Source organism: Hyphomicrobium sp. CS1BSMeth3 (assembly GCF_900117415.1).
Taxonomy (GTDB): domain Bacteria; phylum Pseudomonadota; class Alphaproteobacteria; order Rhizobiales; family Hyphomicrobiaceae.
In genome coordinates this window covers 477,760-502,837 of record NZ_FPEI01000004.1, presented here as the reverse complement: position 1 = coordinate 502,837, position 25,078 = coordinate 477,760, and the positions used below count along the sequence as shown (strand labels likewise).

21 protein-coding genes are annotated in these 25,078 nt (G+C 63.6%); 6 read left to right on the top strand and 15 right to left on the bottom strand.

Annotated elements, in window-relative coordinates:
* Nucleotides 1-19: 19 nt before the first annotated feature.
* The 5 genes from CS1BSM3_RS06600 to CS1BSM3_RS06575 all read right to left on the bottom strand — a co-directional run bounded on the left by CS1BSM3_RS06600 (nt 20) and on the right by CS1BSM3_RS06575 (nt 5,438).
* Nucleotides 20-886 (bottom strand): FAD binding domain-containing protein, encoded by an 867-nt coding sequence (locus CS1BSM3_RS06600; RefSeq protein WP_072386724.1) that lies wholly within the window; start codon nt 884-886, stop codon nt 20-22.
* A 337-nt stretch (nt 887-1,223) separates the two neighbouring features.
* Nucleotides 1,224-2,408: an MHYT domain-containing protein gene (locus CS1BSM3_RS06595; RefSeq protein ID WP_072386214.1), complete on the bottom strand. Its 1,185-nt coding sequence runs from the start codon at nt 2,406-2,408 to the stop codon at nt 1,224-1,226.
* A gap of 300 nt (nt 2,409-2,708) precedes the next feature.
* On the bottom strand, nt 2,709-3,125 hold the full coding sequence (locus tag CS1BSM3_RS06590; protein ID WP_072386213.1) for a type II toxin-antitoxin system VapC family toxin: 417 nt from the start codon (nt 3,123-3,125) through the stop codon (nt 2,709-2,711).
* Nucleotides 3,125-3,385 (bottom strand): type II toxin-antitoxin system Phd/YefM family antitoxin, encoded by a 261-nt coding sequence (locus tag CS1BSM3_RS06585; RefSeq protein ID WP_072386212.1) that lies wholly within the window; start codon nt 3,383-3,385, stop codon nt 3,125-3,127. Before CS1BSM3_RS06585 ends, CS1BSM3_RS06590 begins: the two co-directional genes overlap by 1 nt.
* A gap of 310 nt (nt 3,386-3,695) precedes the next feature.
* Nucleotides 3,696-5,438: a winged helix-turn-helix domain-containing protein gene (locus CS1BSM3_RS06575; RefSeq protein ID WP_174263638.1), complete on the bottom strand. Its 1,743-nt coding sequence runs from the start codon at nt 5,436-5,438 to the stop codon at nt 3,696-3,698.
* A gap of 1,182 nt (nt 5,439-6,620) precedes the next feature.
* Between CS1BSM3_RS06575 and CS1BSM3_RS06570 the strand changes: the two genes are divergently transcribed.
* Entirely contained in the window at nt 6,621-7,709 is a 1,089-nt protein-coding gene (locus CS1BSM3_RS06570) for a hypothetical protein (RefSeq protein WP_072386209.1), read from the top strand.
* A 27-nt stretch (nt 7,710-7,736) separates the two neighbouring features.
* Nucleotides 7,737-8,939, top strand: coding sequence for an SEL1-like repeat protein (locus CS1BSM3_RS06565; protein ID WP_072386208.1), 1,203 nt, complete (start codon nt 7,737-7,739; stop codon nt 8,937-8,939).
* Here CS1BSM3_RS06565 and CS1BSM3_RS27890 read toward each other — a convergent pair.
* The 10 genes from CS1BSM3_RS27890 to CS1BSM3_RS06515 form a co-directional block, all read right to left on the bottom strand.
* Nucleotides 8,843-9,601: an alpha/beta fold hydrolase gene (locus tag CS1BSM3_RS27890; protein WP_143149099.1), complete on the bottom strand. Its 759-nt coding sequence runs from the start codon at nt 9,599-9,601 to the stop codon at nt 8,843-8,845. The genes CS1BSM3_RS06565 and CS1BSM3_RS27890 overlap by 97 nt on opposite strands.
* A gap of 294 nt (nt 9,602-9,895) precedes the next feature.
* Nucleotides 9,896-10,876, bottom strand: a complete 981-nt coding sequence (locus CS1BSM3_RS06555) for a dipeptidase (RefSeq protein WP_072386206.1) — start codon at nt 10,874-10,876, stop codon at nt 9,896-9,898.
* Between the two features lie 35 nt (nt 10,877-10,911).
* Nucleotides 10,912-11,697: a polysaccharide deacetylase family protein gene (locus tag CS1BSM3_RS06550; protein ID WP_072386205.1), complete on the bottom strand. Its 786-nt coding sequence runs from the start codon at nt 11,695-11,697 to the stop codon at nt 10,912-10,914.
* 57 nt (nt 11,698-11,754) lie between these two features.
* A complete protein-coding gene (locus CS1BSM3_RS06545) occupies nt 11,755-13,161 on the bottom strand; it encodes an MmgE/PrpD family protein (protein ID WP_174263637.1) in 1,407 nt (468 codons plus the stop codon).
* On the bottom strand, nt 13,119-14,150 hold the full coding sequence (locus CS1BSM3_RS06540; protein WP_244540441.1) for an ABC transporter ATP-binding protein: 1,032 nt from the start codon (nt 14,148-14,150) through the stop codon (nt 13,119-13,121). Before CS1BSM3_RS06540 ends, CS1BSM3_RS06545 begins: the two co-directional genes overlap by 43 nt.
* Nucleotides 14,134-15,123 (bottom strand): ABC transporter ATP-binding protein, encoded by a 990-nt coding sequence (locus tag CS1BSM3_RS06535; RefSeq protein WP_072386202.1) that lies wholly within the window; start codon nt 15,121-15,123, stop codon nt 14,134-14,136. The genes CS1BSM3_RS06540 and CS1BSM3_RS06535 overlap by 17 nt, the downstream gene beginning before the upstream one ends.
* The gene (locus CS1BSM3_RS06530) at nt 15,123-15,980 is read right to left on the bottom strand and encodes an ABC transporter permease (RefSeq protein ID WP_072386201.1); all 858 of its coding nucleotides are present in this window, start codon (nt 15,978-15,980) and stop codon (nt 15,123-15,125) included. Before CS1BSM3_RS06530 ends, CS1BSM3_RS06535 begins: the two co-directional genes overlap by 1 nt.
* A gap of 4 nt (nt 15,981-15,984) precedes the next feature.
* Nucleotides 15,985-16,965 (bottom strand): ABC transporter permease, encoded by a 981-nt coding sequence (locus tag CS1BSM3_RS06525; protein ID WP_210188746.1) that lies wholly within the window; start codon nt 16,963-16,965, stop codon nt 15,985-15,987.
* Nucleotides 16,966-16,996: 31 nt separating this feature from the next.
* Nucleotides 16,997-18,592 (bottom strand): ABC transporter substrate-binding protein, encoded by a 1,596-nt coding sequence (locus tag CS1BSM3_RS06520; RefSeq protein ID WP_072386200.1) that lies wholly within the window; start codon nt 18,590-18,592, stop codon nt 16,997-16,999.
* Nucleotides 18,593-18,722: 130 nt separating this feature from the next.
* A complete protein-coding gene (locus CS1BSM3_RS06515; RefSeq protein ID WP_244540440.1) occupies nt 18,723-19,826 on the bottom strand; it encodes a GlxA family transcriptional regulator in 1,104 nt (367 codons plus the stop codon).
* 29 nt (nt 19,827-19,855) lie between these two features.
* Between CS1BSM3_RS06515 and CS1BSM3_RS06510 the strand changes: the two genes are divergently transcribed.
* The 4 genes from CS1BSM3_RS06510 to CS1BSM3_RS06495 are packed head-to-tail and all read left to right on the top strand — an operon-like array spanning nt 19,856 to nt 24,980.
* The gene (locus CS1BSM3_RS06510) at nt 19,856-21,106 is read left to right on the top strand and encodes a sarcosine oxidase subunit beta family protein (RefSeq protein WP_072386199.1); all 1,251 of its coding nucleotides are present in this window, start codon (nt 19,856-19,858) and stop codon (nt 21,104-21,106) included.
* Between the two features lie 13 nt (nt 21,107-21,119).
* Nucleotides 21,120-21,407 carry a sarcosine oxidase subunit delta gene (locus tag CS1BSM3_RS06505; protein ID WP_072386198.1) on the top strand — a complete coding sequence of 96 codons (288 nt, stop codon included), beginning with the start codon at nt 21,120-21,122 and terminating at the stop codon, nt 21,405-21,407.
* Nucleotides 21,404-24,388: a sarcosine oxidase subunit alpha family protein gene (locus tag CS1BSM3_RS06500; RefSeq protein WP_072386197.1), complete on the top strand. Its 2,985-nt coding sequence runs from the start codon at nt 21,404-21,406 to the stop codon at nt 24,386-24,388. The genes CS1BSM3_RS06505 and CS1BSM3_RS06500 overlap by 4 nt, the downstream gene beginning before the upstream one ends.
* Complete coding sequence (locus CS1BSM3_RS06495) at nt 24,381-24,980, top strand: sarcosine oxidase subunit gamma (protein ID WP_174263636.1); 600 nt, start codon at nt 24,381-24,383, stop codon at nt 24,978-24,980. The genes CS1BSM3_RS06500 and CS1BSM3_RS06495 overlap by 8 nt, the downstream gene beginning before the upstream one ends.
* Nucleotides 24,981-25,078: the final 98 nt, after the last annotated feature.

Here is a 25,078-nt window from a genome sequence, read left to right as displayed (position 1 = left end):
TCCCCGAGAGTGCCTTTGGTCAGCCCTTGGCGCGAGCGAGGGCGCACTTGAGTGCGCGTTCGACCATGATGCCGCCAACCGATGTGCGGTATTCCGTGGTGCCGCGGGTGTCTGTTGCCGGTGACATGATTGAGCGCGCGGCAGCGATGGCCTTATCGAGGGTCGGCTTCTCCAGCGCTGTGCCGATGACCGCAGCGGCTGCGTCGGTCGCGAGGATCGCCTTGTCGGCGAGGTTAGAAATGGCGATTGCGCAGGTCGTGATCCGGCCGCCCCGTGTGGTTAGGACGACACCTGCGGCGGCAGTGGCATAGTCGCCGATCTTGCGCTTCAGCTTCTCGTACGCGTGGCCGTGGCCGGCGGGCGGCACAGGGATCTCGATCGCGGTCAGGATCTCGCCCGTCTTGAGCGCGGTAGCGTACGTGCCCTCGTAGAAATCACGGGCCTTGATGGTGCGGGTGCCGGTGACGCTCGTCAACCGGTACGCGGCATCGAGGCACAGCATAACGGCGGGCATATCGTTGCCGGGATCGCCGTTGGCGACGTTGCCGCCGATCGTGCCCATGTACCGGACCTGCGGATCTGCAATCAGGAGCGATGTCTCTTTGAGGATCGGAGCCGCCTCGCTCAGCATTTGGCTCTGCTGCAACTCGTGCTGCGTCGTCATTGCGCCGACAATGAGCGTGTTGCCGGTGCGCTGGATGCCTTTCAGCTCGCTGATGTTGCCGACGTCGACGAGGTGCTCCGGCGCGGCCAATCGGAACTTCATCATGGGGATGAGACTTTGCCCGCCTGCCAGAACACGCGCCTCGTCGTTGTGCTCGGCAAGCAACGCTGTGGCTTCGGCGAGAGATTTCGGACGGTGATAGGAGAATGGGGCCGGTATCACGGGCATCGCTCCCTGTTGGACTTTTTTTTGACGCGCCGGCGAGCGCGGGGCGGAGAGCCGCTGCAGCCGGGTGAGATATGAGACTAGTTAATGGTGCGGTGCGGAGGCAAAGGCCGGAGCACCGAACACGGCATCAGCGCCTCAGAGGCACGAACGGCGGCAATAACTGCACGAAGTGCGACAGCGCCACTGACCCATTCAGGTATCGACCGCGCGTTTGTCCGAGGGAGCGCACGCGCCGCTGCAGCGCACAGCCGTACGTCGCGCATGATTTTTCTCGCCTCGATGGTGGTGGATTGGAGAATGTGGATTGGAGAATCAGGTTGCGCGTGGGCCGCTACGTGCGGGCGTCGAGCAACGCCTTCAGCTCGGCAATGCGCCGACGGCTAATCGGGACAGTATACGGCGTCACCGAGTCGAGATGGGCGACTGCGCCATCGCCCGACTTCTTCATGGATTGCACGTGCTCGACCGCAACAATGTGGCTGCGGTGCACGCGAACGTATCGGCTTTGGCTGAGTCGCGCCTCGACCTCACTGATCGAGAGATTGCAGAAGAGCTGATCGGTGCCATCGAAGATCGTGGTATAGTGCGCCTCGGCCTTGACTGCATAGATACGGCCGACGGGCAAATAGTGGGTCGCGCCTTCCTTCTGTATGGGCAGAACCATGGCCGGACCTGTCGCAGCCCGATGATCCGCCGAACTCGGGATATGCGCCGATGAACCTGCCATTGCGGGTTGCAATGCCGCGCCGGAAACGAACGATGCGTTCATATCGGCCGGTGCGTGCCTGTCGGCGCTGTGCGTGCTGTCGGGAACGCTATCCGGTACGAGTGCCATCAGGAATGCCAACGAGCTGGCGAACGCGACGATGGCGACGATCACTGCCAGAAGATCGCGCGAAACCGCCGTTCCTTCGGCAGCAACGTGTGTCGGCAGGGGATGGAGCATCATACCGGCCATAGCGGTGTAGTGCATCCCCGAAATCGCCACGCCGAGCGCGATCGACGCGGCAACGAGCGGTGGCCGCAGCGGCCCGACGAATGTGAAGTAGATGGCGAGGCCAGAGACGATCACACCGATGAGAAAGCTGCCCACGACGTACATCGGGTCATGGTGGACCATGGCGTTCGCGTGCAGGGCTTGCATGCCGATGAAGTGCATGGTGACGATGCCAACGCCCATGACCGTCGCGGAGACGGCCAGGATCGCAAGAGAGTGCGGCGCACTCGAAGCGACGAAGACGGCAAGTCCGACCACAAAGACGCAGACGAAGAAGGAAATGAGCGTCGGGAGGACGAGGTAGTCGATCCGGACCGGCGACTGGACCGCGAGCATGCCCACGAAATGCATCGACCAGATCGCCACCGCGAGCGTTATTGCAGCGCCGGCGAGCAGCAATCGTCTCCGGCCTCCGGCGCTGTTTGGCAGCTCTTGCGTGAGGCTCAGGCCGACATAAGCGCCCTGGATGGCAACCAGAATGGAGAGGGCCACGATCCAAGGTTCGTGGGTGACGATCACAGGCGTTCCTCCCGTCCGCGATCGGTGACAGGCGCCGGAGTGCGTACACAGCACTAGCTAATACACATGGCGCCGCCTTTCGCTGAGCATGGGGCGAGCATCGTCGAATAGCAAACGATTCACTCGAATATATCGCTGCCGCGCGAACTGGAGGCGCCACTTGTTTGCCCAGCCGAAGATGGCGAGCGTGAGCTCGTCGACCGATGCCCGCTAATGGGATTTCTCACCAAGGCTGTGCTGGCCCGGGGCATAGGTCTGGGCGCCGCGAGGCCAGCCGACTTTGCCCTGCGCAAGCCGACGTCAGGGGGTGATCCAGGGATTGAGTGCGGTCACGCCCATCGGCTGGAAGTCGGTGACATTGCGGGTGACGACTGTCAGCCCGTGGACCGCAGCCGTCGCAGCAATCAGTGCATCACGTTCGGGGCGCGGATGCGGGATATGGAGGCCAGCATACTGCAGGGCCACGGCCGCATCGATGGCGAGGATGCGCCCCTCGAAGTGCGGCAGGATCTGATTGTCGATCCAGGCGCGGAGGCTCGCTCCGTGCGCGCCATCCCTGCGCTCGACCAATCGCGCTCCGAGCTCAATTTCGAGGATCGAGATCGCGGACAGGAACTGGCTCGCGGCCGGCTGCGTGCTCGCCCATGCCACGACAGCGGGATCTGCTCTTTCCGGACGGCGAAGCTCGGAGATGACATTGGTGTCGAGCAGGAACATCAGTCGAGTTCGGCGGGCTTGAAGATGCCGCTTCCGATGCGCGGCGGATCAAAGTCGAAGTCCGCGGCCTCCCCGGGTTGAGCAAGCGCCTCCAGCAGGCTCATATGGCCACCGGCGAGGCGCTGGTACTCCTCGATCGTGAGCAAGACATGCGCCGGACGGCCGCGGTCAGTGATGAACACCGGCCCCTTGCTTGCCGCCTTCTTGGCGCCGCTCGTGTCCTGATTGAACTCGCGGCTGGTCATCGTCGTGATGGTCATGGCCGCCCTCTGCTCTCGCTTGGAAATCCAGGAGGCTGATCGCAGCAAGCTCGGCCAAATCAGCCGTGTCGAAGTCTGCTCTTGTCGGGAGATTGACGTCCTCATTTGCGAGCGTGGCGGCCATCCTTCGCTCACACAGATCAAGAAGTCCGGCGTCAAGGAAGCGATCGAGGCTTGAGCAGTGGAATTCACTGATCTGCCGGCATGCCGTGGCGGCCAACCTTCTGTTCAGATGGCGCAAGCTGTTGGCGGCCGAGCCGCGCACCTCATGCTTTGTCCTGGGCGTGCGGCGCTATCGAGAAACCCTCGATCAGCGACCTGCGGCTTCTCTCCGTTCTGCTTCCGGGACGCCAAGCCTTTGCATTGCTCCTACCATTTGGGCTCGCTGCTCACCCACAATCTGAATACGTGTCGTGTTCTCCTGCTTCCAGCGCGCCAGCGTGAAGCCCGGCCGGAGCTTCAGGAATTCCTGCATTCTGCGTTGGCCTTCGCTCTCATCGCCTGCGTAAGCGTAAGCGATCGCCATCAGCCGCAACGTGTTGTCGTAGGCGCGATTGGCCTCAAGTGATCGCTGTAGCCAGGCCAGCGCAGCGCCATGGTCACCCATATGCAGCGTGCCAAGACCCGCCCAATAGCACCAGATGTAGAGCGCGAAATCCGTTGGGCTCAACGCAATGGCGGCTTTGATATGCCCTTCCGTTTGCTGGGCCAATCCCACGTCGATCTTGGTGCGGCCCAACTCGGCATGGGCGTTTGCAAAGTACGGATCGTGCTCCAGGGCCTTCTCGAACGCGACGATCGCTTGGGCAAAGTCACCACGCGCGCGCAGGAGACCCCCGCGACTGAGATAAGCGCCGGCATTGTCGGGCTCGAGCTTGATTGCGCGATTGATAGCGGCCTCGGCTTTTGTGATCCGCTCCATCCGCTCGGCCTTGGGTGCCCAGCCATTCAGAATGTGGTCTGTCATCGCGCGCGTATAATTGACCAGGCCGACGACATAGTCGGGCTCCGCCCGAATCGCTTTCTCGAACAAATCGATCGCTTGCGCATTTGTTTGCGCGCTGCGCTCATTGTTCATCAGCCAGCGGCCGAGCATGGTCCAGTGGGGAGCCCCGGGCTTGGCCGGTAGCGGGCGCTGCACCTCGGCGCGGAGGATCTCCGCCACCAGGCTTCGCCCCACGCGCGCGGCCGTGCGGGGCCGCGCTCCAGACTCGATGGACGAATAATCGAATGTTCCCACCCAAACCTGTCGAGCCAGACCCGCATCGACAAGCTGGACGTTGAGATGGATCGTGGAGCCATCAAGGGCGGCACTGGTCTTGACGATATAGCGCGCTTCATCAGCTCGGCTTTGCCTCCCTCGTGCAAGCTCGAGAATATCAGCATGTCGGACATCGGGCTTGAAGCCACGCGGTGCACGCCAGATACCCGCGCCGATCTCATCCACAAGCCCCGCCACCAGCTTATCGGCATCAGCGCCCGACGCCTTCACGGGTGTCATCACGATCGATGGCATTGCCATCATAGTGGGCTCCGCCGATCGCCCCGACCATGCCCAGACCAGCCAGCCCACCACGCCGATCACAGCCATCGCCCCAGCTGCGAATGCCAGCCATCTCTGACCGAGCTCGCGGATCCATCGCGCCGCGGCTGTGGCTGGCCGTGCGTTCGTAGATGGCTTGCCGATCACATTATTCGGATGAGCATCATCGGACGGCATGTCCGGGACAGCCACCACTGAAGCCGCGAACAGATAGCCTCGCCGGGGAACCGTGCGGATGACGGCGTGGTTCGTCTGCCCTAGCGCCTCGCGGATTTCCCTGATGCACTGGGCAACGGAATTGACGTTCGTCTGTTTGGGATTTTCCCAACAGGACTCTATGAGATCTGCGTTCGAGATCACCTTGCCAGGATGCCGCGCCAGATAAGCAAGCACCTTCAGGCACTGCGGCCGGAGGGTGATGAGCTCACCTTTTCGCTTCAGTTGCGGCTCATCCGACAGCTCCAAGGTGAAAGCGTCAAAGCGCAATGCCCCCATCGCAATTTCATCCATCACCAGTAACCCCATGCGACAATAGCAATTTCAGAACACCTTCAGCAAGGATCAGCACATCGCCGTTGCGATATGCCGACCGTGTCCGTAGGCCGTATCCTGCGGGGGCCAAACTGGTTCCGGTGACGGCAAGTATGACTAGGGCTGCGGGGGCTTCTGAACGCATTGCCATCAATCTCCCAGGCCTCCCTGACCAGCAGGCGTTCGGGTGAGCATCGCTCATTGCCGTCACCGGGATGCGACTCCCGCAGCCAAAAACATCTTAAGCCCGCAACGGGCGTCGGAGGATCGGGATGAGAAAAGTTGTTGCCTGCTGTGGATGTCTTCTGTTCCTTCTTGGGTTCCTTCTTGGCACTGCAGCGCTCGACACCGCTGCGGCGCAGTCATCATGCCGGGGCTTCTTCAACCAATGCTCGGCACGCTGTGCAAACAACCCCAAGGGGGAATCCAAGGCAAAGTGCACGGCCGACCACTGCTCACCCAAGCTTTCCACTTGCCGTCGTACGGGCTGCTGGACCGAAGGGGCGCAATACGGCGGGCAAACCCATTGTAAGCTTGCAAAATAATTTGGGCATCGAGCGCCAATGTGGTCAGGCGCGCATTTCTCATGCGATGCAGCGCCACCACTAGGCAGCCTGGATCATTTTCCGTACTGACGATAGCGGGCGTGGAAGCGCGGCCGACCGGCCGCGCGTTCTGCTTCCTCCTAGGCATGATCAAATGCTGATCGCGCGTCATCAACGGCCCATCTGGTATTGCCGCTTATGATCGATGCCGTAGCGGCGGCCACGCCCGCGCGACAACGGCTACACAATGCAAACCAATTCGGCGAAAGAGCTCAGCTTGCCCTGCATGACCGCCAGACGCACGTCTGGGCCAACGGCTTCGGCGCGCCCACCTTCGGCGTGCTCCGCGAGTTGAAGCAACCGAACGGCAATCAAGCGAGATCAAGGTCTCGGGAACGCCCAAGCTAATCTTCTTTTGACTTCCGCGGCCGAGCCGGTGCGTTCCGCGCACCGCCGTACGATCCTGAGATTGGCATTAATCTCGCCGTCACCATGTCCAATGACTTGTGTTCGAGCGTGACAATGCGCAACGAACTCCTAAGTGGTTCTCACATAGCGTCGAGAGGCATAGACGGAAATCCATTTGCTCTGACAACTCGTGGCCGTGGGCAGAACAATGTGGAAGTCGCGCCGGCTGCTTACCATCGTTCTCGCCGCTGCCGTTGGCGGCATCATCGCGCTCGCGCTTCTGCCCTATTTTCTTGCCTTCGTCGTTGCGCCGAACACCATTCGCGACTGGGCCGACAGGGCGGTTCAATCCGAGCGGCCGTTCATCGCCCACTGGCTGCTCCGTCCGCTCGCCAATGCCGGCGACCCGATCGCCCAGAACAACCTCGCCGTCCTCATCTATCGCCAGGCTCGATCGGCTGATGAGCTTCGGGTCGCGGAGCAACTACTGCACGGCGCGGCGGCAAATGGCCTTCCGCGCGCCAAGCTAAATCTCGTCACGGTCCAGTACGGCCGCTGCCGCTTCAACACCAGCAACAACGCACGTGCCTCGCTGATGCTGCGCGATCTCGCCGGTGAGGGCGACATGGTCGCCGCCTCGCAGCTGCTCGATTGCCTCTATTTCATTGAGGCCCGCCAAAAGATCGCCGATGTGACCGAGACGCTGACAGCGGTCGCTGACGACATCCTGGCAGCGGGCTCACCCGACCTGTTGCTCAAGGCCGGCCGGACCATTCTCGATTTCGCACGCACGACGCGCCAGCCGAGCACCGACCAGGAGCGCGCTGACTACGACCGCGCCGTGGCGCCGCTCATCGAAAAGTCAAAGCAGCTGCTGTTTGCTGCCGCCGGGCGCGGCCGGCCTGAAGCCTACGAATGGATCGGTGCCATTTCGCAGGAGTTCTCCGGTTACCTTGGGAACGACGCGATGTCCGTGGCCATTCGCGCGCGAACGCATTCACAGTGGGTGGGCACTGCTGCTGCAGTGGGTGACTGGAATACGGTCTGCCGGATGGCCGAGGACAGCCTCTCGCGCATCCGCAGCAGGCCCAAGACGAGTGCCGAGCAATACAACTCCGCCGTCGATGAGGCTCACGACTGCCTCGATCGGCGGCCGCCCCGGTCCGTACGGAGGTTTGACAAGATTTATCTCGCGTACCAGCCGCGCACCCTCAAGGAGCCGGTGCCGCCACCGACTTGGCACGCCGTCAAGCGGCTGCTCGAGGAAGTGCGTTTCATCAAGTCCCTCAATCCATGAGACCGCGGAACCAGTCGGAGCAGCGCCATGAGTGATGCGATCAGGCTTGCCGTCGCGACGCTCGCCGTAGTGTGCGTCGCCGCGCTATTGTTCATGGCGCTCGTGCCGTCGCACCCGCTCGGCGCTGAGCATGGCCGCGCACGGGCGCTGCTTGCCAACAACGATATCGCCGAGGCGGCGGAGATCTATGCGCGCCTCGGCGAGAGCGATGATGCGGTCGCGCTCAACAACCTCGCGGTGCTCAAGTATCGCGGCAAGGGCGTCGACAGGGACGGCGCGGAGGCTGCGCGGCTGTTCGGGCGCGCGGCCCGGCTCGGCCTGGTGCGAGCTCGGCTCAACATTCTGCTTGCCACCACATACGCCTGCCGGAACTCGGGGCGCGACAACAACCGGCGTCGCGCGGGTGAGCTCGAGGCGTTGATCGCGGCCGGTGATCGCCTCGCTGCCTCGTACCTCGAGGATTGCCTAGCCAAGGCGGATGGACAGACTTCGGGTCGGGTGATCGAAGTCGACAATCCCGGTGAGCGCTTGATCGAGGCTGCCCGCATCGCGACCGCCGGCGGGGATCCCGACGAGCATTTGCACGCGGGCTTCAAGCTGGCGACGGTGGTCACCCGCGCCGCCGCCGGCGAAGTTGATGCTTCTGGGCTCCGCAACATCTTCCCGAAGCTCGCCGAGGCGGCTATGCAGCACTTCGCGGCGGCCGAGGCAGCGGGCGAGATCTCCGCGCTCCTCGGTTACAGCCAGCTCTCGAGGCTAGGTGACAGTCTAGGCGGCGGCGCACTCGCTGCGCGCATCCGGGAGAGGTCTGAGGACGGCTGGCTGGAGGCGGCCGCCGACCGTGGGCACACGCGCAGCGCCTGCCGCCGAGCATCGCGCATTATCCGCAGCTGGCGGAACGTTATGAAGTCGCCCGAGCCAAAGATACCTCGCAATGCCGAGGTCGCGCGCTTCCAGGAATTCACGGGGCTGTGCCGCAAGACGCCGATCCCACCCGGATACGCCCACAATGCCGGTCGCTCGCCAGCTGACAGGCTCGCTGCCGAGCGCGCCTACAACCGCCGCTTCGACCGCTGGATGAAAGAGGACGCCTTCGTCATCACGACGCCCGATTACCCGAACTTCGAGCACGACTACATGGAAGCCGTCGAGACGCGCGGCCAACTAACCCTGCTCGCGCGAGAAGGCCTCGAACTCGCCAGAGCCAACGCGCCGCTTGGAGGAAAGTAACGGGAGACAGGCCTTGGTTTGCAGTAGTGAAACTCAACTAGGGTGCCATGCGCGCGGTTGGCTGACAGCGAGGATATCGACGCGCGCATAGAGGCCGGGGCTGCTGGCGTTCCTTGACACGACCAAAGCAGTTGCGTGACCGATCTGCCTCGGGACTTGTCCTCCGCGAAGAAGCGTTCGAGCGCGTCGGCGAGAATATCGGGCTGCTCCTCGGGAACCTGGTGGCCGCAGTCGGGAATGACAATGCCGCGCACGTTTGTTGCGACCCGTCGCAGTGATTGTTCGGGCTCGGTGCCGCGGCTGCGCGAATGCGGGTAGTCCACGCCGCCGCCGATCGCGAGCACTGGCATCGCAAGCGGGCCGTTTGCTGCGATCTCGGCCACGTTGTCCGCGGCGTCGCGTTCGAAAGCACGGTAGAATTCAAAGCTCGCCCGCATCGCTCCTGGTTGGCGGTAGGTGCGCAGATATTCCGCCACGTCGTCCGGCCCCGTCGCATCCGGCCGGAACGCGAAGGTACGATAGAACAAGCCGAGATAGATGTCCTCGCGGCGTTGCACCTGTGCTTCCGGCAGATCCGGCGTCTTATGGAAATGGTGGTGCCAACGCAGGCCGCCTCGGCTGAAGTCGCCGCCGTCGCCGGGAATAACATCCATGATCGCCAAGCGGCGAACGGCCGCCCGGTGGGCGGTCGCTAGCGCGATGCGGTTGGGCCGCCCCAGTCGTGACCGGCTAGATAAAACTGGCGGTGGCCGAGCTTGTCGTGGACCAAACCCTAAATGTCTGCGCGACCGACCGCTTCCCGCCGTCACGTAGTGTAGTACGGCACTCCGACATCGGCATAGCCATGCGCCGCGGCCTGTACCTCGGTCATCTCATCCTCCTGTCTTTGGCCAGCTGAGCATTGGCGACAGCCAGGGTGCGATGCTCGGAACATAATGATGGCGCTCAGCGCTTCGCTAAACACTCCAGACTTCTCCAAGAAACCGCAGCCAGTTCTCGCCGAGGACACCGCGAATGCGGGTCTCGCTCCAGCCGCGCCGCTCCATTGCCTGAGTGAGATTAGGATATTGCGCGAGATTCTCTAGTCCGGCGATTAATGGCGCGGTCCCGCGCGAGGGTACCATACGGCGTGCATAACCCTTGTCGTGCCGGAGCCAATCGAAGAAGGCCTCGTCCTGATCCTGGGTGAAGTCGGTGCCGATGCCGATATTACCTTCGCCGCACACGTTGATCATGTACTCGAACATGTCGATGCAGTCGTCGAGCGTCGAGGCGCCGCCTTTCGGCATGAATGGCGCGTAGGTGGCGACGCCGACGAAGCCGCCTTTGTTGACGATCGTGCGGAGCTGCTCGTCGGTCTTGTTGCGCGGGTGATCGAGGAGGCCGGTCGGACAGACGTGCGAATAGGCGCAAGGGCGCGCCGAGTACTTGATTGCGTCATCGGCGGTCTTGGAGCCGACGTGCGATAGATCGACGAGGATCCCGAGCCGGTTCATTTCTGATATGACTTCGCGGCCGAAGCCCGAGAGACCGCCATCGTTCTCCTCCCAGCAGCCGCTGCCGACGAGGTTCTGCGTATTGTAGGTGATCTGGATGACGCCGACGCCGAGTTCCTTGAACAGGGGCAGCGTATCGAGGCGGTCTTCGAGTGCGGCGGTGTTCTGAAAGCCGAGGATGATCCCGACCTTCTCGGCTTCCTTGGCGCGCTTGATATCGGCCGTCGTCTTCACCGGCATGATCAGGTCGCTGTGCTCGTGCAGCCATCGCTTCCAGTTGGCGATGTTCTGCATAGTACTGCGCGTATTCTCCCAGACGCAGCACGTGCAATTGGCTGCGGTGAGACCACCGCGCTGCATGTGCTCGAAGACGCTGCGGCTCCAGCGCGAGACGACGAGACCGTCGATGACGATGGAGCGAGAATGGATGTTTGATGTCATGGCTAAGACTCGTCAGCAGATGATGGGTAGGCGGCTTAGGCTACCGTTGCCGCAATTTCGTCCGATGTCAGGAACTTCACCGAGCGCGATTTGAGGTACTGGAGATGCCGCGCCAGCATGCGGAGGCGACCGGGGTGGCCGATCAGCTCGACATGCAGCGTCAGGTGATAGAAGGCGCCTGGCCACTCCATGAGGCCGTCGAATTCGTCCTGCCAGATGGTCTGCACATCACCGGCGACGCGGATCGTGCGCGCGACCTCGCCGCCATAAACGAAGTACGGCGCATCCGCGAGATGCCACTGGACCGGCAGCTCAACGACGGATGTCGGCTTGCCGTTCTGCTGATGGCGATACGGGCGAACGCGATCGTGGAAGTTGGTCGAGACCTTGACGCCGTGGTCGAGCAGAAGCTGGAGCGTGCGCGGACTCCATTCCCAGGATGCCGAGCGCCACGTGGTCGGCCTCACGCCCGTGATCTTCTCCAGCGCTTCGATGCCGCGGACCAGCTCGGGTTCCTCTTCCTCGGGCTTGATGACGAGCACTGACCGATGACCGTAAGTGTGGCTCGCGATCTCGTGGTCGTGCTTCGCGATCTCCTTGACGGCCTCGGGATAGCGCTCGGCCGTGATGCCGGGAATGAAGAAGGTCGTGCGGATCTTGTTCTCATCCAGCAGGGCCAGCAGTGGTGCCAGACCTTCGCGGATCGCGAACGTACCGTGCGAAAGCAGCACCGGGCGCCGGATGTTGTCCGGATTGCGTCCGAGCCAGCTGGCTTCGGCATCGAGGCAAATGCCGATCACTACGGGAAAATCGTTGGCCATTTCCTTTGAGCTCCATTCCACTTTTTGTTGAGTTTGGGTTCTGGCGCGCGTAGCGCGTCAGGAGGGCACGAGCGCTTTCAGCGCGGCATCGACATCGTTTGCGTGCGGGAGCGAAAGCAGCCCATCGAGTGCCGCATCGGTTGCAGCAGGCGCGAGGACGCCCGTAGCGCAATCCTTGAATTTTCGTGCTAGGTCGGCGTCGGACATGGGCGCCTGCGGATGGCCGCTTGGAAACACCACAGTGTGCTCGAGCGTCCTGCCGCCGGTGAGCGTCAGGCGGAGGCGGCAACGCTCCTCACCCGAGGCAGGAGCCAGGTTCGCGGGGATCTCAGGATCCAGATGCATGAAAACCTTCGGCCAGAAAGCGATAAGCTCCGGATCAGCCAAGGCTTCGAGCGTGAAGTCTGCGAGATCGGCACTCCCACGACAGGCGGCAGCAGCCAGACAATGGTTCAGGCTGAAGCGGCCTTCCATCTCGTCGCGGGGGACTTCGTACATGAGATTTTTCTGGACGACGGTCGATACGTAGGTGTCGACGCGCTCGATGTCGCGCGCCGCAGTACCGGAGCTCTGCCGTAGGTGAAGCATGGCATCGATCGGTCGGTGCGCGCTCGCGCAGCAGGGATAGGCCTTGATCCAGGCACCCGGCTCGGCCAGCGCCGGCGGACCTTTCAAGCGCTCTTCGGCGACCCTGAAGCCCGGCATGCCTTCTGCACCGAACAGTGTTTCGAACGACCATGGTCCTTCGAAGATTTCCGGTGCAGCAGTCAAACCCTGCTCGGCGAAAGATGCCGCCAGAATACCGGCCTGCGCGGCGATGCCCGCGTGCGTCGGCTTCATCTGCGTGCCGAACTGCAGCTTGCTGCCGCTCGAGAAACTCGTGGCCGTGCTGATCGCCCGCGCTGCGCCGGCCGTATCGAGACCTAGGAGGCGGGCGCATCCGGCCGCGGCTGCGGGCGCGCCGAGCGTCAGCGTCGTATGCCAGCCGCGAGAATAGTGCGGGTAGTTCACTGCGGCGGCGAGCGCGTTCATCACGTCGAACGAGATCGCGAGTGCATCGAGCACCTGCGCACCCGATGCCTTGCGTTCCTGTGCGAGGGCTAGGAGAGCGGGTACGAACACGGCGCTCGCGTGCGCTGCCGCCGTCTCCAGAACATCGTCGTAGTCGAGCGCGTGCGCTGCGGTGGCGTTCACCATCGCCGCCCAGGGCGCAGCTGTGTGCTCGAGCGAGACGAGATCGACAGCAGTTCCGCTTTGCCAGCGCGACAAGGTGGCGGAGATCGTGCGGGCCGCAGCGTCGTTCCTCCCCGCAATCATGCAGGCACATGTATCGATCACCGCACGCAGCGCCGACTGCTGGACTTCCGCTGGCCAAATGCGGGAGGCTTCAGCCGTATGCCGGGCGAGCGCCGTGGTGATCGTCATGCGGATGCCTTCGCTGAACTGAAGTCGAACTTGGGCCATCTGTCGAGGTCGCCGGCAAAGTGGCAGCGGGACTTCTGTCCATTGCCGCAATCGACGATCGGCGGTGCGACGGTGCCGCATATTTCCTCCGCCATGGGGCAGCGCGTGTGGAACCGGCATGCTTTCGGCGGCCTGACGGGAGAGGGGATGTCGCCCGTCAGTGGTGCCGACGTTCGCCGCCGCGCGACGATGGGGTCGGCCAGCGGGCAGGCTTCGAGAAGTGCCGTCGTATAGGGATGTCGCGGGCGCTCGAATATCTGCTCGGTCGGGCCCTCCTCGACCACATGTCCGAGGTACATGACGACGACGCGCTCGCAGAAGGAGCGCACGACGCCGAGGTCATGCGTGATGAACAGATAGCTGAGACCGAGATCGGTGCGCAGCTTCTGCAGAAGCGCAAGAATCTGAGCGCGTATCGAGATGTCGAGAGCAGAGACCGCTTCGTCGGCGACGATCAGAGACGGCCGCAGTGCAATCGCGCGGGCGATGCAGATGCGCTGGCGCTGTCCGCCGGAGAACTGATGCGGATAGCGGCCCAGATAGCTTTCGCCCGGGCTGAGACCGACAAGATTGAGCAGGCGGACTACTTCGGCGCGGATCTCGCTGCGCGGCACGATGCCATGTATGCGCAGCGGCTGGGCAAGCGTCTGCAGGACTGTCTTGCGCGGATTGAGTGAGTCGAACGGATCCTGGAAGATCATCTGGATGGCACGGCGATAGGCGCGCATCTCCTGTGCCGACCGGGCGCCGCGCACATCCTTTCCGCGGAAGCGTATGGTGCCGGCGGTCGGTTGATTGAGCCCGAGAACCGACCGCGCCAGTGTCGTCTTCCCGCATCCGCTTTCGCCGACGACGGCGACGATCTCGCCTGGCTCGACGCTGAGGTCGACGCCGTCGACCGCGTGCACGACTGCGCGCGGACCGCTGAACCATCCCCCGCCGACGGGGAAGTGCACTTCCAGATCCTGGATCTCAAGGAGCGCCGACACGTGCAGCCTCCTCATAGAGCCAGCAACGAGCAGAGGCGCCCGGGGCGATGTCGAAGTTGGGCGGCGCTTCTTCCGAGCATCGCGCCATGCGCTCGCGGCAGCGCGGATGGAAGCGGCAGCCCGGCGGCGGTGTGATGAGATTGGGCGGTTGGCCATCGATGGGCGCGAGCTTCTCGATGCGTCGATCGGGCGAGAGCGTCGAGCTGAGCAACGCGCGCGTATAGGGATGGCGCGGATTGGCGAAGATGCCGTAGACATCGCCTTCCTCGACGATCCGCCCCGCATACATGACGTAGACGCGATCGCAATACTCGGCGACGAGGCCGAGGTCGTGCGTGATCAGCAGCATCGACGAGGAGAGCTCGCCGCGGAGCTTTGCCAGCAGCCGCATGATCTGCGCCTGGATCGTGACGTCGAGCGCGGTTGTCGGCTCGTCGGCGATCAGAAGCGTCGGCTTCGACGAGATCGCCATCGCGATCAGCACGCGCTGGCGCATGCCGCCCGAGAGTTGATGGGGAAAGTACTCGATGACCGTTGCTGCAGCCGGAATGCCGACGCGCTCCAATGCTTCGAGCGCAGTTCGCCGTGCCTCGCTGCTGCCGACGCGCTGATGCAGCATGATGGCTTCGACGATCTGCTCGCCGACACGCATCAGCGGATTGAGAAACGTCATCGGGTCCTGGAAGACCATCGCCAGGCGGCCGCCGCGCACCGCGCGCATCTCCCGCTCGGAGAGGGAGAGAAGATCAGCGCCATCGAAGTTCACGCTGCCGGAAACGATCTGGCCCGGAGGGCGCACCAGCCGCATCAGGGAGAGCGCCGTCATGCTCTTGCCGCAGCCGGATTCGCCGACGAGTGCGACGGCCTCGCCGTGACCAATGTGGAGCGACACACCATCGACGGCCTGTACTGTGCCGCTGTCGGTAAACAGCTTCGTGACGAGGTTCGTGGCAGTCAGAAGCGGCTTGCTCATCACCGCCCCCGGGCCCTGGGATTGAGGACGTCGGTGAGGCCGTCACCAACCAGGTTGAGGCTCAGCACGGCGAGGAAGATGAACATCCCGGGAAAGGCCGTCGTCCACCAGGCCGAGCGCATGATCTGTTGCGCCTCCTGCAGCATCTGTCCAAGGCTCGCCTTGGTCGGATCGCCGAGGCCGAGATAGCTCAATCCGGCTTCCAAAAGCATGGCCTGTCCAACCATCAGTGTCGCGTTGACGACCACCGGGCCGAGCGCGTTCGGCAGGATCTCGCCGAAGATCAGGCTCGTGCGCGACGCGCCGGCGACGCGGGCGGCATCGACGAATTGGCGCGAGCGCAGGCTCAGGAACTCGCCGCGGACGAGGCGCGCGATCTCGGGCCAGCTCAGCACCGCGATGGCGATCAGGATGTTGAAAATACTCGCGCCAAAGAAGGCGACCAGCAGCACGGCGAGGAAGAAGCGCGGAATGACCTGGAAGATCTCGGTCAGGCGCATGAGCAGTGCGTCGATACTGCGACCGAAGAATCCCGCGAGTCCCCCGATCACGACGCCAAGGAACGTGGATATGGTCGCAGCGCCGAAGCCGACCATGAGCGATACGCTCAAGCCGGCGGCGGCACGGGCAAAGACATCGCGGCCGAGTTCGTCGGTGCCCATGAGGTGAACGAGGCTGGGCGGCGCCATGCTGGGCCCGACATCGATGCGCCCGGCTTCGAAGCGCAACAGCATCGGCGCCACGATGGCGAGCGCGAACAGCACGACAAGAACGACTGCGCCGACTACCGATCCGCGATTCCGGCTGAAGATGCGCCACCAGCTTGGCTCAGCCGGTATGTGGGTGATCGTTGTCATGGGCCTACCGGTAGACCACGCGCGGATCGACCAGCGCATACACGACGTCGGTGATGACGTTTGCGCAGATCACCATCACCGAAAGCACGGTGAAAAGTCCCATGAGAACGGGATAATCGCGCGCGCCGACGGCCTCGTAGAGCAGGCGGCCCATGCCCGGCCACGCGAATACGGTCTCGGTCAGCACGGAGCCCGCAAGCATGAAGCCGAAGTTGAGACCGATCACCGTGACGACCGGAAGGATGGCGTTGCGCAGCGCGTGCCGATAGACGACCCGTCCCTCCGCGACGCCCTTGGCGCGCGCTGTCGTGATGAAGTCGAGCGCCAGCACCTCCTGCATCTTGATCCGGGTCAGGCGATAGATCAGCGCGAGGTGATAGAAGCTGTAGGTGATGGCCGGCAGCACGAGATGGTGCGCGACGTCGAGAATGCGGCCGAACCCCTGCGACGGCGCACGCAGGCTGTACATGCCCTGGGTGGGGAACCATGCCAGATGCAGCGCGAAGATGACGAGCATGATCTGCCCGAGCCAGAACACTGGCATCGAGTATCCAGCGAGCGACACGAAGGTTGCTGTATAGTCCCCCACCGAGTAGGGCCGGCGCGCAGCGAACACGCCGAGCAGGATGCCGATGAGGCTCGAGAAGAACAGCGCCGTGCCCATCAGCAGCAGCGTCGCCGGCATCCGCCCGAGAATGAGCGAGAGCACCGGCTCTCGGTAGCGCAGCGAGTAGCCGAGATCGAATTGCACGATCTTGCTGATGTAGGTGACGAACTGCTGCCACAGCGGCTGATCGAGACCGAACTCACGGCGCAGACCTTCGATGTATTCCGGCGTGGCATCCGCGCCGCCGATGAGGATGTCCACCGGATCGCCCGGCGCGGCATGAATGAGCGCGAAGTTGATGAGGATGATCACGAACATGATCGGAACCGCCTGGAGAAGGCGGCCACCGACATAGATCAGGAGCGACTTGGTCGGCACTCGTCACCTGTTCGTGCTGCGTGCGGCGACCTCACTTGATCTCGTAAGCGCTTTCGCGGGACTCGATGTAGCCCTGCGGACCGGTGACCACGTCCTTGAACTTCGCCGAGGCGGCATGGATCGCCGGGAGCTCGAACAAGGGAAGCGCCGGCAGATCGTGCATGAGTATCTTCTGGATGTCGCGCCACATGGCCGCGCGCTTGGCGACATCCGCCTCCTTGAACTCGGTATCGAAGATCGCGTCCACTTCGGGGTTCGAGTAGCCCATGCCGTTGACGAACGGCACCTTGAGGATCTGCTTCGTGTGATACCGCGCGGTAACGGCGAACGTGGGGTCGGGACCGGTCGTGAAGAGCTGCATCGCCAGATCGAATTCCCACTGGCGGAACACGCGATCAGTGAACGAGGCGCGATCGAAGACCTGAACCGTCACGTCGATGCCGAGGTCGCGCAGGTTGTCCTTGATGATCTCGGCGCCGCGGCCTTCGTAGTCGCGTCCAGCGGCCCAGAACAGGCGCAGCGGGAACCTCTTGCCGTCTGCGCCGCGGGGGAACCCTGCCTCGTCGAGGAGCTTGTTGGCGAGTGCGGGATCGAGCTTGTAGTCGTACTCATCCGTAAACGCCCAGGCGACGTTACTTGAAACGTGGCTGCGCGCGACCTTGGCCTCGCCGAAGAGCGCTCGCTGATTGATGGTCTCGCGGTTGATCGCATGGGCCAGCGCCTGGCGGACCTTTACGTTCTTCAGGACCGAGTGGCGATGGTTCATGAGCATCAGGCCGTTGGTACCCGCTGCATCGCCTCGGCTGAGGAGCTGGAAGCGCTTGTCCTTGCGCAGCTTGGCAACCTGATCATAGGGAACGATGTACCAGTGCAGGAAGTCGACTTCGCCGCGCTCGAAGGCAAGGAAACGCGCGGCCGCGTCCGGCATGATCTGTAGCACCAGACGATCGAGATACGGCTTGCCCTCCTTCCAGTACTGATCGTTGCGGACGAGCTCGACGTGGCTGCCACGCTGCCAGCGCACGAACTTGAACGGTCCGCTGCCGATCGGGGCCTGGTTGGCCGCATTGGTTTTCGGGTCTTTGCCCTCATAGACGTGCTTCGGCATGATGAAGGCGCCGCTCGCGAGCGGGCTCGCCAGCACCGAGAGGAACGGCACGTAAGGCGCTTTCAGCGTGAAGACGAAGGTGTACTTTCCTGTCGCCTTGGCGGAGGCGACGTTGTTCCACCAGGTCCCGGCGCGGGGATGGTTTTTCGAGATCAGCTCGTTGAAGCTGTACTCGACATCGTCCGAGGTGAGCGGCTTGCCATCGTGCCACTTCGCGTTCTCGACGATCTCGAAGGTGTAGACCAGACCATCGGGCGAGACCGTCCAGCTCTTCGCGAGATCGGGAATGATGCCGAGCTTCTCATCCAGCAGGACGAGGGTGTTGTAGACGTTGGAGACGGTCGTGAACGTCGGCGTGTCGGTCGTTAGATGCGGCGCCAGCGCCTGTGGCTCGTTCTCGAGAGCGACGATGAGCGTGCCGCCGCGCTTCGGAGTTTGAGCCTCCGCTGGCGGAACACCGACCGAAAAGGCGGCAAACACTGCGGATGCGATGGCAATCGTACGAAGGCGGGCAATCATTTCATCCACTCCGTTGCATCGCGGGACGCGCCACGGCGACGGTGTCGCCACCTGTCAAAGATGCAGTGCACTCAGTGTCGCGGTTTGCTCCGCACCGACGCCTTCTTGACTGGTGGCGACACTGCCACCACTACGCCTGTTTGCGTTCCGACCGCGGTGGATAGCCATAGCGCCCCCGGTAGGCCCTTGAGAAGTGCGCGGCACTGTTGAAGCCGCTCGCAACTGCCACCTCGAGCACCGAGAGCGACGTCTGCCGCAGCAGCATGCGCGCCCGCTCGAGGCGAAGAGAGGCCGTGTGCTGACCGATCGTGCAGCCGAGATTGCTCTGGAACAGGCGCTCGAGTTGACGCACGGAAATTCCGGCCGACTCGGCGAGGTTTCGCCGGCTCGGCGCGTCCTCGGGCGCGGCCTCGAGATGCTCGAGGACGCTGAGAAGTGGGGCATGGCTGACCCCGTACCGGTCGCGGAGCGACATGCGCTGCGGCTCCGGGCTCAGCCCCAATCGCGTGTGCAGGAACCATTCGCTGACTGCACTCACCAACTCACGCCCGTGACGTCGGCTGATCAGGGAAAGCATCATGTCGAAGGCAGCCGTACCACCGGCACTGGTGCAGCGATTGCGATCGATTTCGTAACGCGTGCTGGTGACCGCGTGGTTCGGGAAGCTCTCGCGGAACGCTGGTATGTATTCCCAGTGCATCGTGCAATGGTAGCCATCGAGAAGGCCGGCCCGGCCGAGAATAACCGGTCCACCGGCGACGCCACCCATGCGCGTGCCGCGGCGGCTCTGCGCTCTCAGCCACGCGAGCGTCGCAGCCGAATTGAAGAGCGTAGGATTGCCGCCCGCGCAGATGAAGAGATCGTCCACGTCGAGCGGGGTCTCGAGACCCTGATCCGGCACTATGGCCACGCCATTGGAGGCAGCGACAGGCTTGCCGTCGGGCGAAGCATGCTTCCAGCGATAGAGTTCGCGACCCGAGAGGGTATTCGCCGCGCGATAGGGCTCCATGGCGCAGCTGTAGCTCATGAGGGCGAAGCCTGGCACGAGCAGAAAGCCGATGCGGTAGGGCTCCGCCTCCGCAGCGGCAGCGCCGGAACCGTTCGAGGCGGGATCCTTTCGGGGCGCGCCCCGCCTCCTGAGAGAGTCGCTCTTGCTCAAGAAAAAGTCGCTCTGGGTCATGACCGTCCAGCGGATCGTGCCAGATTTGCGCTCCGTGACAAGCCCGCTTTCCATGCGGTCTGCCCAAACCCGAGCCTCCAGCCATGCAATACTCGCTTGCGGCGCTCCTCCGAAATGCGCTTTCGGGCAATACCCACTGGTCGCCGGCTTGGCGTGATCCCCAGCCCAAGCCTTCCTACGACACCATCATCATCGGTGGTGGTGGGCATGGTCTGGCTACGGCCTATTTTCTGGCCAAGGAGCACGGGATCACGGACGTCGCGGTCCTGGAGAAGGCCTACATCGGCTCCGGTAATGTCGGCCGCAACACGACAATCATCCGCTCCAACTATCTGCTGCCGGGCAACACGCCGTTCTACGAGTGGTCGCTTAAGCTCTGGGAAGGGCTGGAGCAGGACATCAATTTCAACGCCATGGTGTCTCAGCGCGGCGTGTTGAACCTGTTTCATTCCGACGGCCAGCGCGATGCGTTCGCGCGCCGCGGCAATGCCATGCGCCTGAATGGCGTCGATGCCGAGCTGCTCGGCCCCAATGAGGTGCGACGGCTGCATCCGCTGCTTGATCTCGATAATCCGCGCTTTCCCGTCAAAGGCGGTCTTCTCCAGCGCCGCGGCGGCACCGTCCGCCACGACGCGGTCGCCTGGGGCTATGCGCGCGCCGCGGATCGTCGCGGCGTCGATATCATCCAGAACTGCGAGGTCACCGGACTACGTATCGAGAGCGGCCGGATCATCGGCGTCGAGACCACGCGCGGCACGATCCACGCAAAGCGAATAGGGCTGGCGGTGGCCGGCAACTCGTCGCGGCTCGCGGCGATGGCGGGCATGCGCCTGCCGATTGAGAGCCATGTGCTCCAGGCTTTCGTCTCTGAGGGCGTGAAGCCGCTGATCGATCAGGTCGTCACGTTCGGGGCTGCGCACTTCTACATCAGCCAGTCCGACAAGGGCGGGCTGGTATTCGGCGGTGACATCGACGGCTACAATTCCTACGCACAGCGCGGGAGCCTGCCGATCGTCGAAGACGTGATGAGCTGTGCGCTGGCGCTCTTTCCATCGCTCGGCCGCCTACGCTACCTGCGCCAGTGGGGCGGCATCATGGATATGTCCATGGACGGCTCGCCCATCATCGACCGGACGCCGATCGAGGGCCTCTACCTCAACGCCGGCTGGTGCTACGGCGGCTTCAAGGCGACGCCGGCCTCGGGCTGGTGTTTCGCACACACGATAGCCACCGGCCAGCCGCACGCCTTCAATGCCGCCTATCGCCTAGACCGCTTCGCCAGCGGTCACGTCATCGACGAAGGTGGCAAGGGCGCCGTGCCGAACCTCCACTGAGAGAGATGTCCCGATGCGCCTGACCTGCCCTTACTGCGGATCGCGCGGCAACGACGAGTTCGTGTATCTCGGGAGCGCCGATCCCGTGCGCCCCTCGCACCATGACGCGCCAGCCGAACAGTGGACCGCGTATGTGTACGAGCGCACCAATCCTGCCGGCGCCCATCGCGAACTGTGGCACCACAGCTTCGGATGCCGTAGCTGGCTGATCGTGACGCGCGACACCCGCACGCACGAGGTGCTGAAGACCGAGCCGGCGCGCGACGCCGCCCATACCTCGTCAGAGGTCGCCGTCCCATGACACGCACGCTGCAACCAAACCGTCTCGCGGGTGGTGGACTGATCGATCGCGAACGCATCCTGCCGTTCACCTTCGACGGCAGGTCGTACCAGGGCCAAGCGGGCGATACGCTCGCCTCCGCGCTGCTGGCCAATGGCGTAACGCTCGTCGGTCGCTCATTCAAATATCATCGGCCTCGCGGCATCCTGTCGGCGGGACCCGAGGAGCCGAACGCGCTCGTCGAGCTGCGAACGGGCGCACGTCGAGAGCCCAATACGCGCGCTACGGTCGCCGAGCTTTATGACGGATTGACTGCCACGAGCCAGAACCGATGGCCGTCGCTCGCCTTCGACATGATGTCGGTGAACGGTCTCGCTGGGCCGCTCTTCAGCGCGGGCTTTTACTACAAGACATTCATGTGGCCCGCATCTTTCTGGGAGAAGGTCTACGAGCCGCTGATCCGGCGTGCGGCAGGACTAGGGCGCGCCGCTCGCGAAGCGGACCCCGACAAATACGACCGCTCGCATCTTTTCTGCGACGTTCTGGTGGTTGGCGGCGGCACTGCAGGACTCGCGGCTGCTCTCGCGGCGAGCCGCAGCGGTGCGCGCGTCGTCCTCTGCGAGCAGGATTTCCTGCTCGGCGGGCAAAGCCTCTCGTGCAACGATGAGATCGACGGGAAGCCCGCACGGTCGTGGGTGCAAGATGCGACTCGCGAGCTCGAGGCTGCGCGCCGCGTCCGCATTCTGACGCGCACCACCGCATTCGGGCTCTTCGATCACGGTGTCTGCGGCGCCGTCGAGCGTGTCAGCGATCACCTCGAAGCGCCGGCGCCGCACGCCGTCCGCCAGCGCTACTGGAAGATCGTCGCGCGCCGTATCGTGCTGGCGGCGGGTGCGATCGAACGGCCGATCGTTTTTCCGGGCAATGATCGGCCAGGCATCATGATGTCCAGCGCCGTCCGCAGCTACATCGAACGTTTCGCGGTGCTGCCGGGCCGCCGGGCCGTCGTCTTCACGGCCAACGACAGCGGTTATGCAACGGCGCAGGCCCTGAAGCGCGCAGGCGCCGAGGTCGCGGCTGTGGTCGATAGCCGGCCGAAATCTGTGCAGCGGGGTGCTGCCGAATCTGTGGATGCGCCCATCGTGCACGGCGGCGCGGTGACCGCCACGCGCGGGCGTCTGCAACTTCGCAAGATCGAGATCGTCGATGGCGACGGACGCAAGCGGGAGATCGATGCGGATCTTCTGGCGATGGGCGGCGGCTGGGATCCAGCAGTTCATTTGACGTGCCATCTCGGCGGTAAGCCGCAATGGAGCGACGAAATCGGGGCGTTCGTGCCGGGACGGTTGCCTGCTGAGATTGCCGTTGCAGGTGCTGCGGGCGGCCGGTTCACCATCGCAGGCGCTCTTGGTGACGGGCAGCGCGCCGGCAATGAGGCCGCGCGCAATTGCGGCTACGCCGCCAACGCCGATACCGTGTCCACAGTCGAAGCTGCCAGCGGCCCCGCCAACGGCGCGCCGTTTTGGCATCTCGGCCACGTTGCCAAGAAGTGCTTCGTCGATTTCCAGAACGACGTGACCGCTGCCGACATCTCTCTCGCGGCGTGCGAGGGCTATCGCTCGGTCGAGCATCTGAAACGCTATACAACCCTCGGCATGGCGACCGATCAGGGCAAAAGCTCAGGCGTCAACGGTCTGGCACTCTTGGCAGAGGCTACGAACCGCACGATTGCCGAGACCGGGACAACGACATACCGCCCGCCATTCACGCCCGTCGCGATCGGCGCTATCGCCGGATATGAGCGCGGCAAGGAATTTCGCCCTTCGCGATACACGCCGACGCACGACTGGGCGGCGGAGCGGGGTGCAGTGTTCGTCGAGGTGGGCCAGTGGTATCGCGCACAATGGTATCCGCGGCGTGGCGAGAAAGACTGGCTGGAGAGCGTCAATCGCGAGGCAACAGCCGTGCGAACCGCGGTCGGCATCTGCGATGTGTCGACGCTCGGCAAGATCGAAGTGACAGGCCCGGACAGTGGCCGATTGCTTGATCTCGTCTATGCCAACGCCATGTCCGGCCTGAAAGTCGGCCGTGTCCGCTATGGCGTCATGCTTCGCGAGGATGGCCACGTTTTCGATGATGGCACTGTCGCCCGCGTCGCACCCGATCGCTTCTTCCTCACAACCACGACCGCGCACGCCGAGGCTGTGCTGCGCCACATGGAATTCTGCCATCAGGTTCTCGCGCCCTCATTCGACGTATCCTTCATCGATGTCACCGATCGCTGGGCGCAACTTGCGATCGCCGGTCCGAAATCGCGGGAATTGCTCGGCAAGCTTCTCGGCAGTGGCTTCGACATGTCGTCCGAGAGCGTTCCCTACCTCTCGGTCTCGAAGCTGACGATCGGTGACGTACCGGCGCGGCTCTATAGGATTTCGTTCTCGGGCGAACTCGGTTACGAGCTCGGCATCCCCGCTGACTTCGCCGATGCTCTGGTCCGGCGTCTGGAGGAACTCGGCGAGCCGCTCGGCCTCACGCCCTACGGTACGGAGGCCATGACGGTGCTGCGAGTCGAGAAGGGCTTTGCCGCCTCGGGTGAGCTCAACGGCCAAACTACCGCGCGCGATCTCGGTCTCGCCGAGCTCATGTCGACGAAGAAGGACTACGTCGGTCGCGCCCTGATCGGCCGACCGGCATTCATCGACCCCGATCGGCCGATACTCGTGTCCTTTGCACCCGTCGACCATGCCGCGCCGCTGTCGGCCGGAAGTCACTTTCTCAATATCGGTGCGCCAGCAAGCCTTGAGAATGATCAGGGTTATATGACCTCGATCGTGTATTCGCCGACCTTCGGGCACTACATCGGGCTAGGCTTCCTCAAGCGCGGTCGCGAACGGATCGGATCGCGCGTGCGGGCTTACGACCCTGTCCGCAACCGCGATGTGGAAGTGGAGGTCGGGCACGCCTGCAGATTTGATCCATCGGGAGGCCGCGCACGTGCTTGAGCCCATTCTAGCGCGGCGGTCGGCACTCGCGACCGTTGCAATGCCGAGCCACCACGGTGCTGCCGGAACGCCCGGTGTTACGCTCACCGAGCTAGGTGGCTTGCGACTTGCGTCGCTGGCGGCTCGAGGCGCCGATATCGACGGCTTTCGTGCGGCGGTGGAACGTGAGTTCGGCGCGGCACTTCCGCTGCGCCCCGGTCGTAGCGCGCATGGCACGACGGCATTCGTCTGTTCTGGGCGCCATCAATGGCTGGTTGTCGGAGGCGCATCCGGCGAACTTCTGCCCAGGCTCGCTTCATGTGTCGGCGAGTCGGGCTACGTCACGGACCTCACGGGATCGCGCACGGTTGTGCGCATAAGTGGAACTCGCGCGCGCGATGGCCTGATGAAGCTATTGCCGATCGATCTTCACGAAGATGCATTCTGCGTCGGCTCTGCCGCCTCAACTGTGGCCGTCCGCATGCCTGTCCAGATTTGGCAGACCGACGAAGGCCCGACTTACGAGATTACCGCTTCCCGCTCGTATGGGCTGAGCCTTTGGAAGGCGTTGCTTGCTGCCTTCGCCGAGTACGGTTGTGAGACAGTGAGATAGCTCTCGCTCGGCCTGCTTGATGTGCCCCAAGGGCAGGCGGTCGCAACGTTCTTCATGCCGTTGTAGGTGACGACATCACGGACGAGGTCATTAGACCC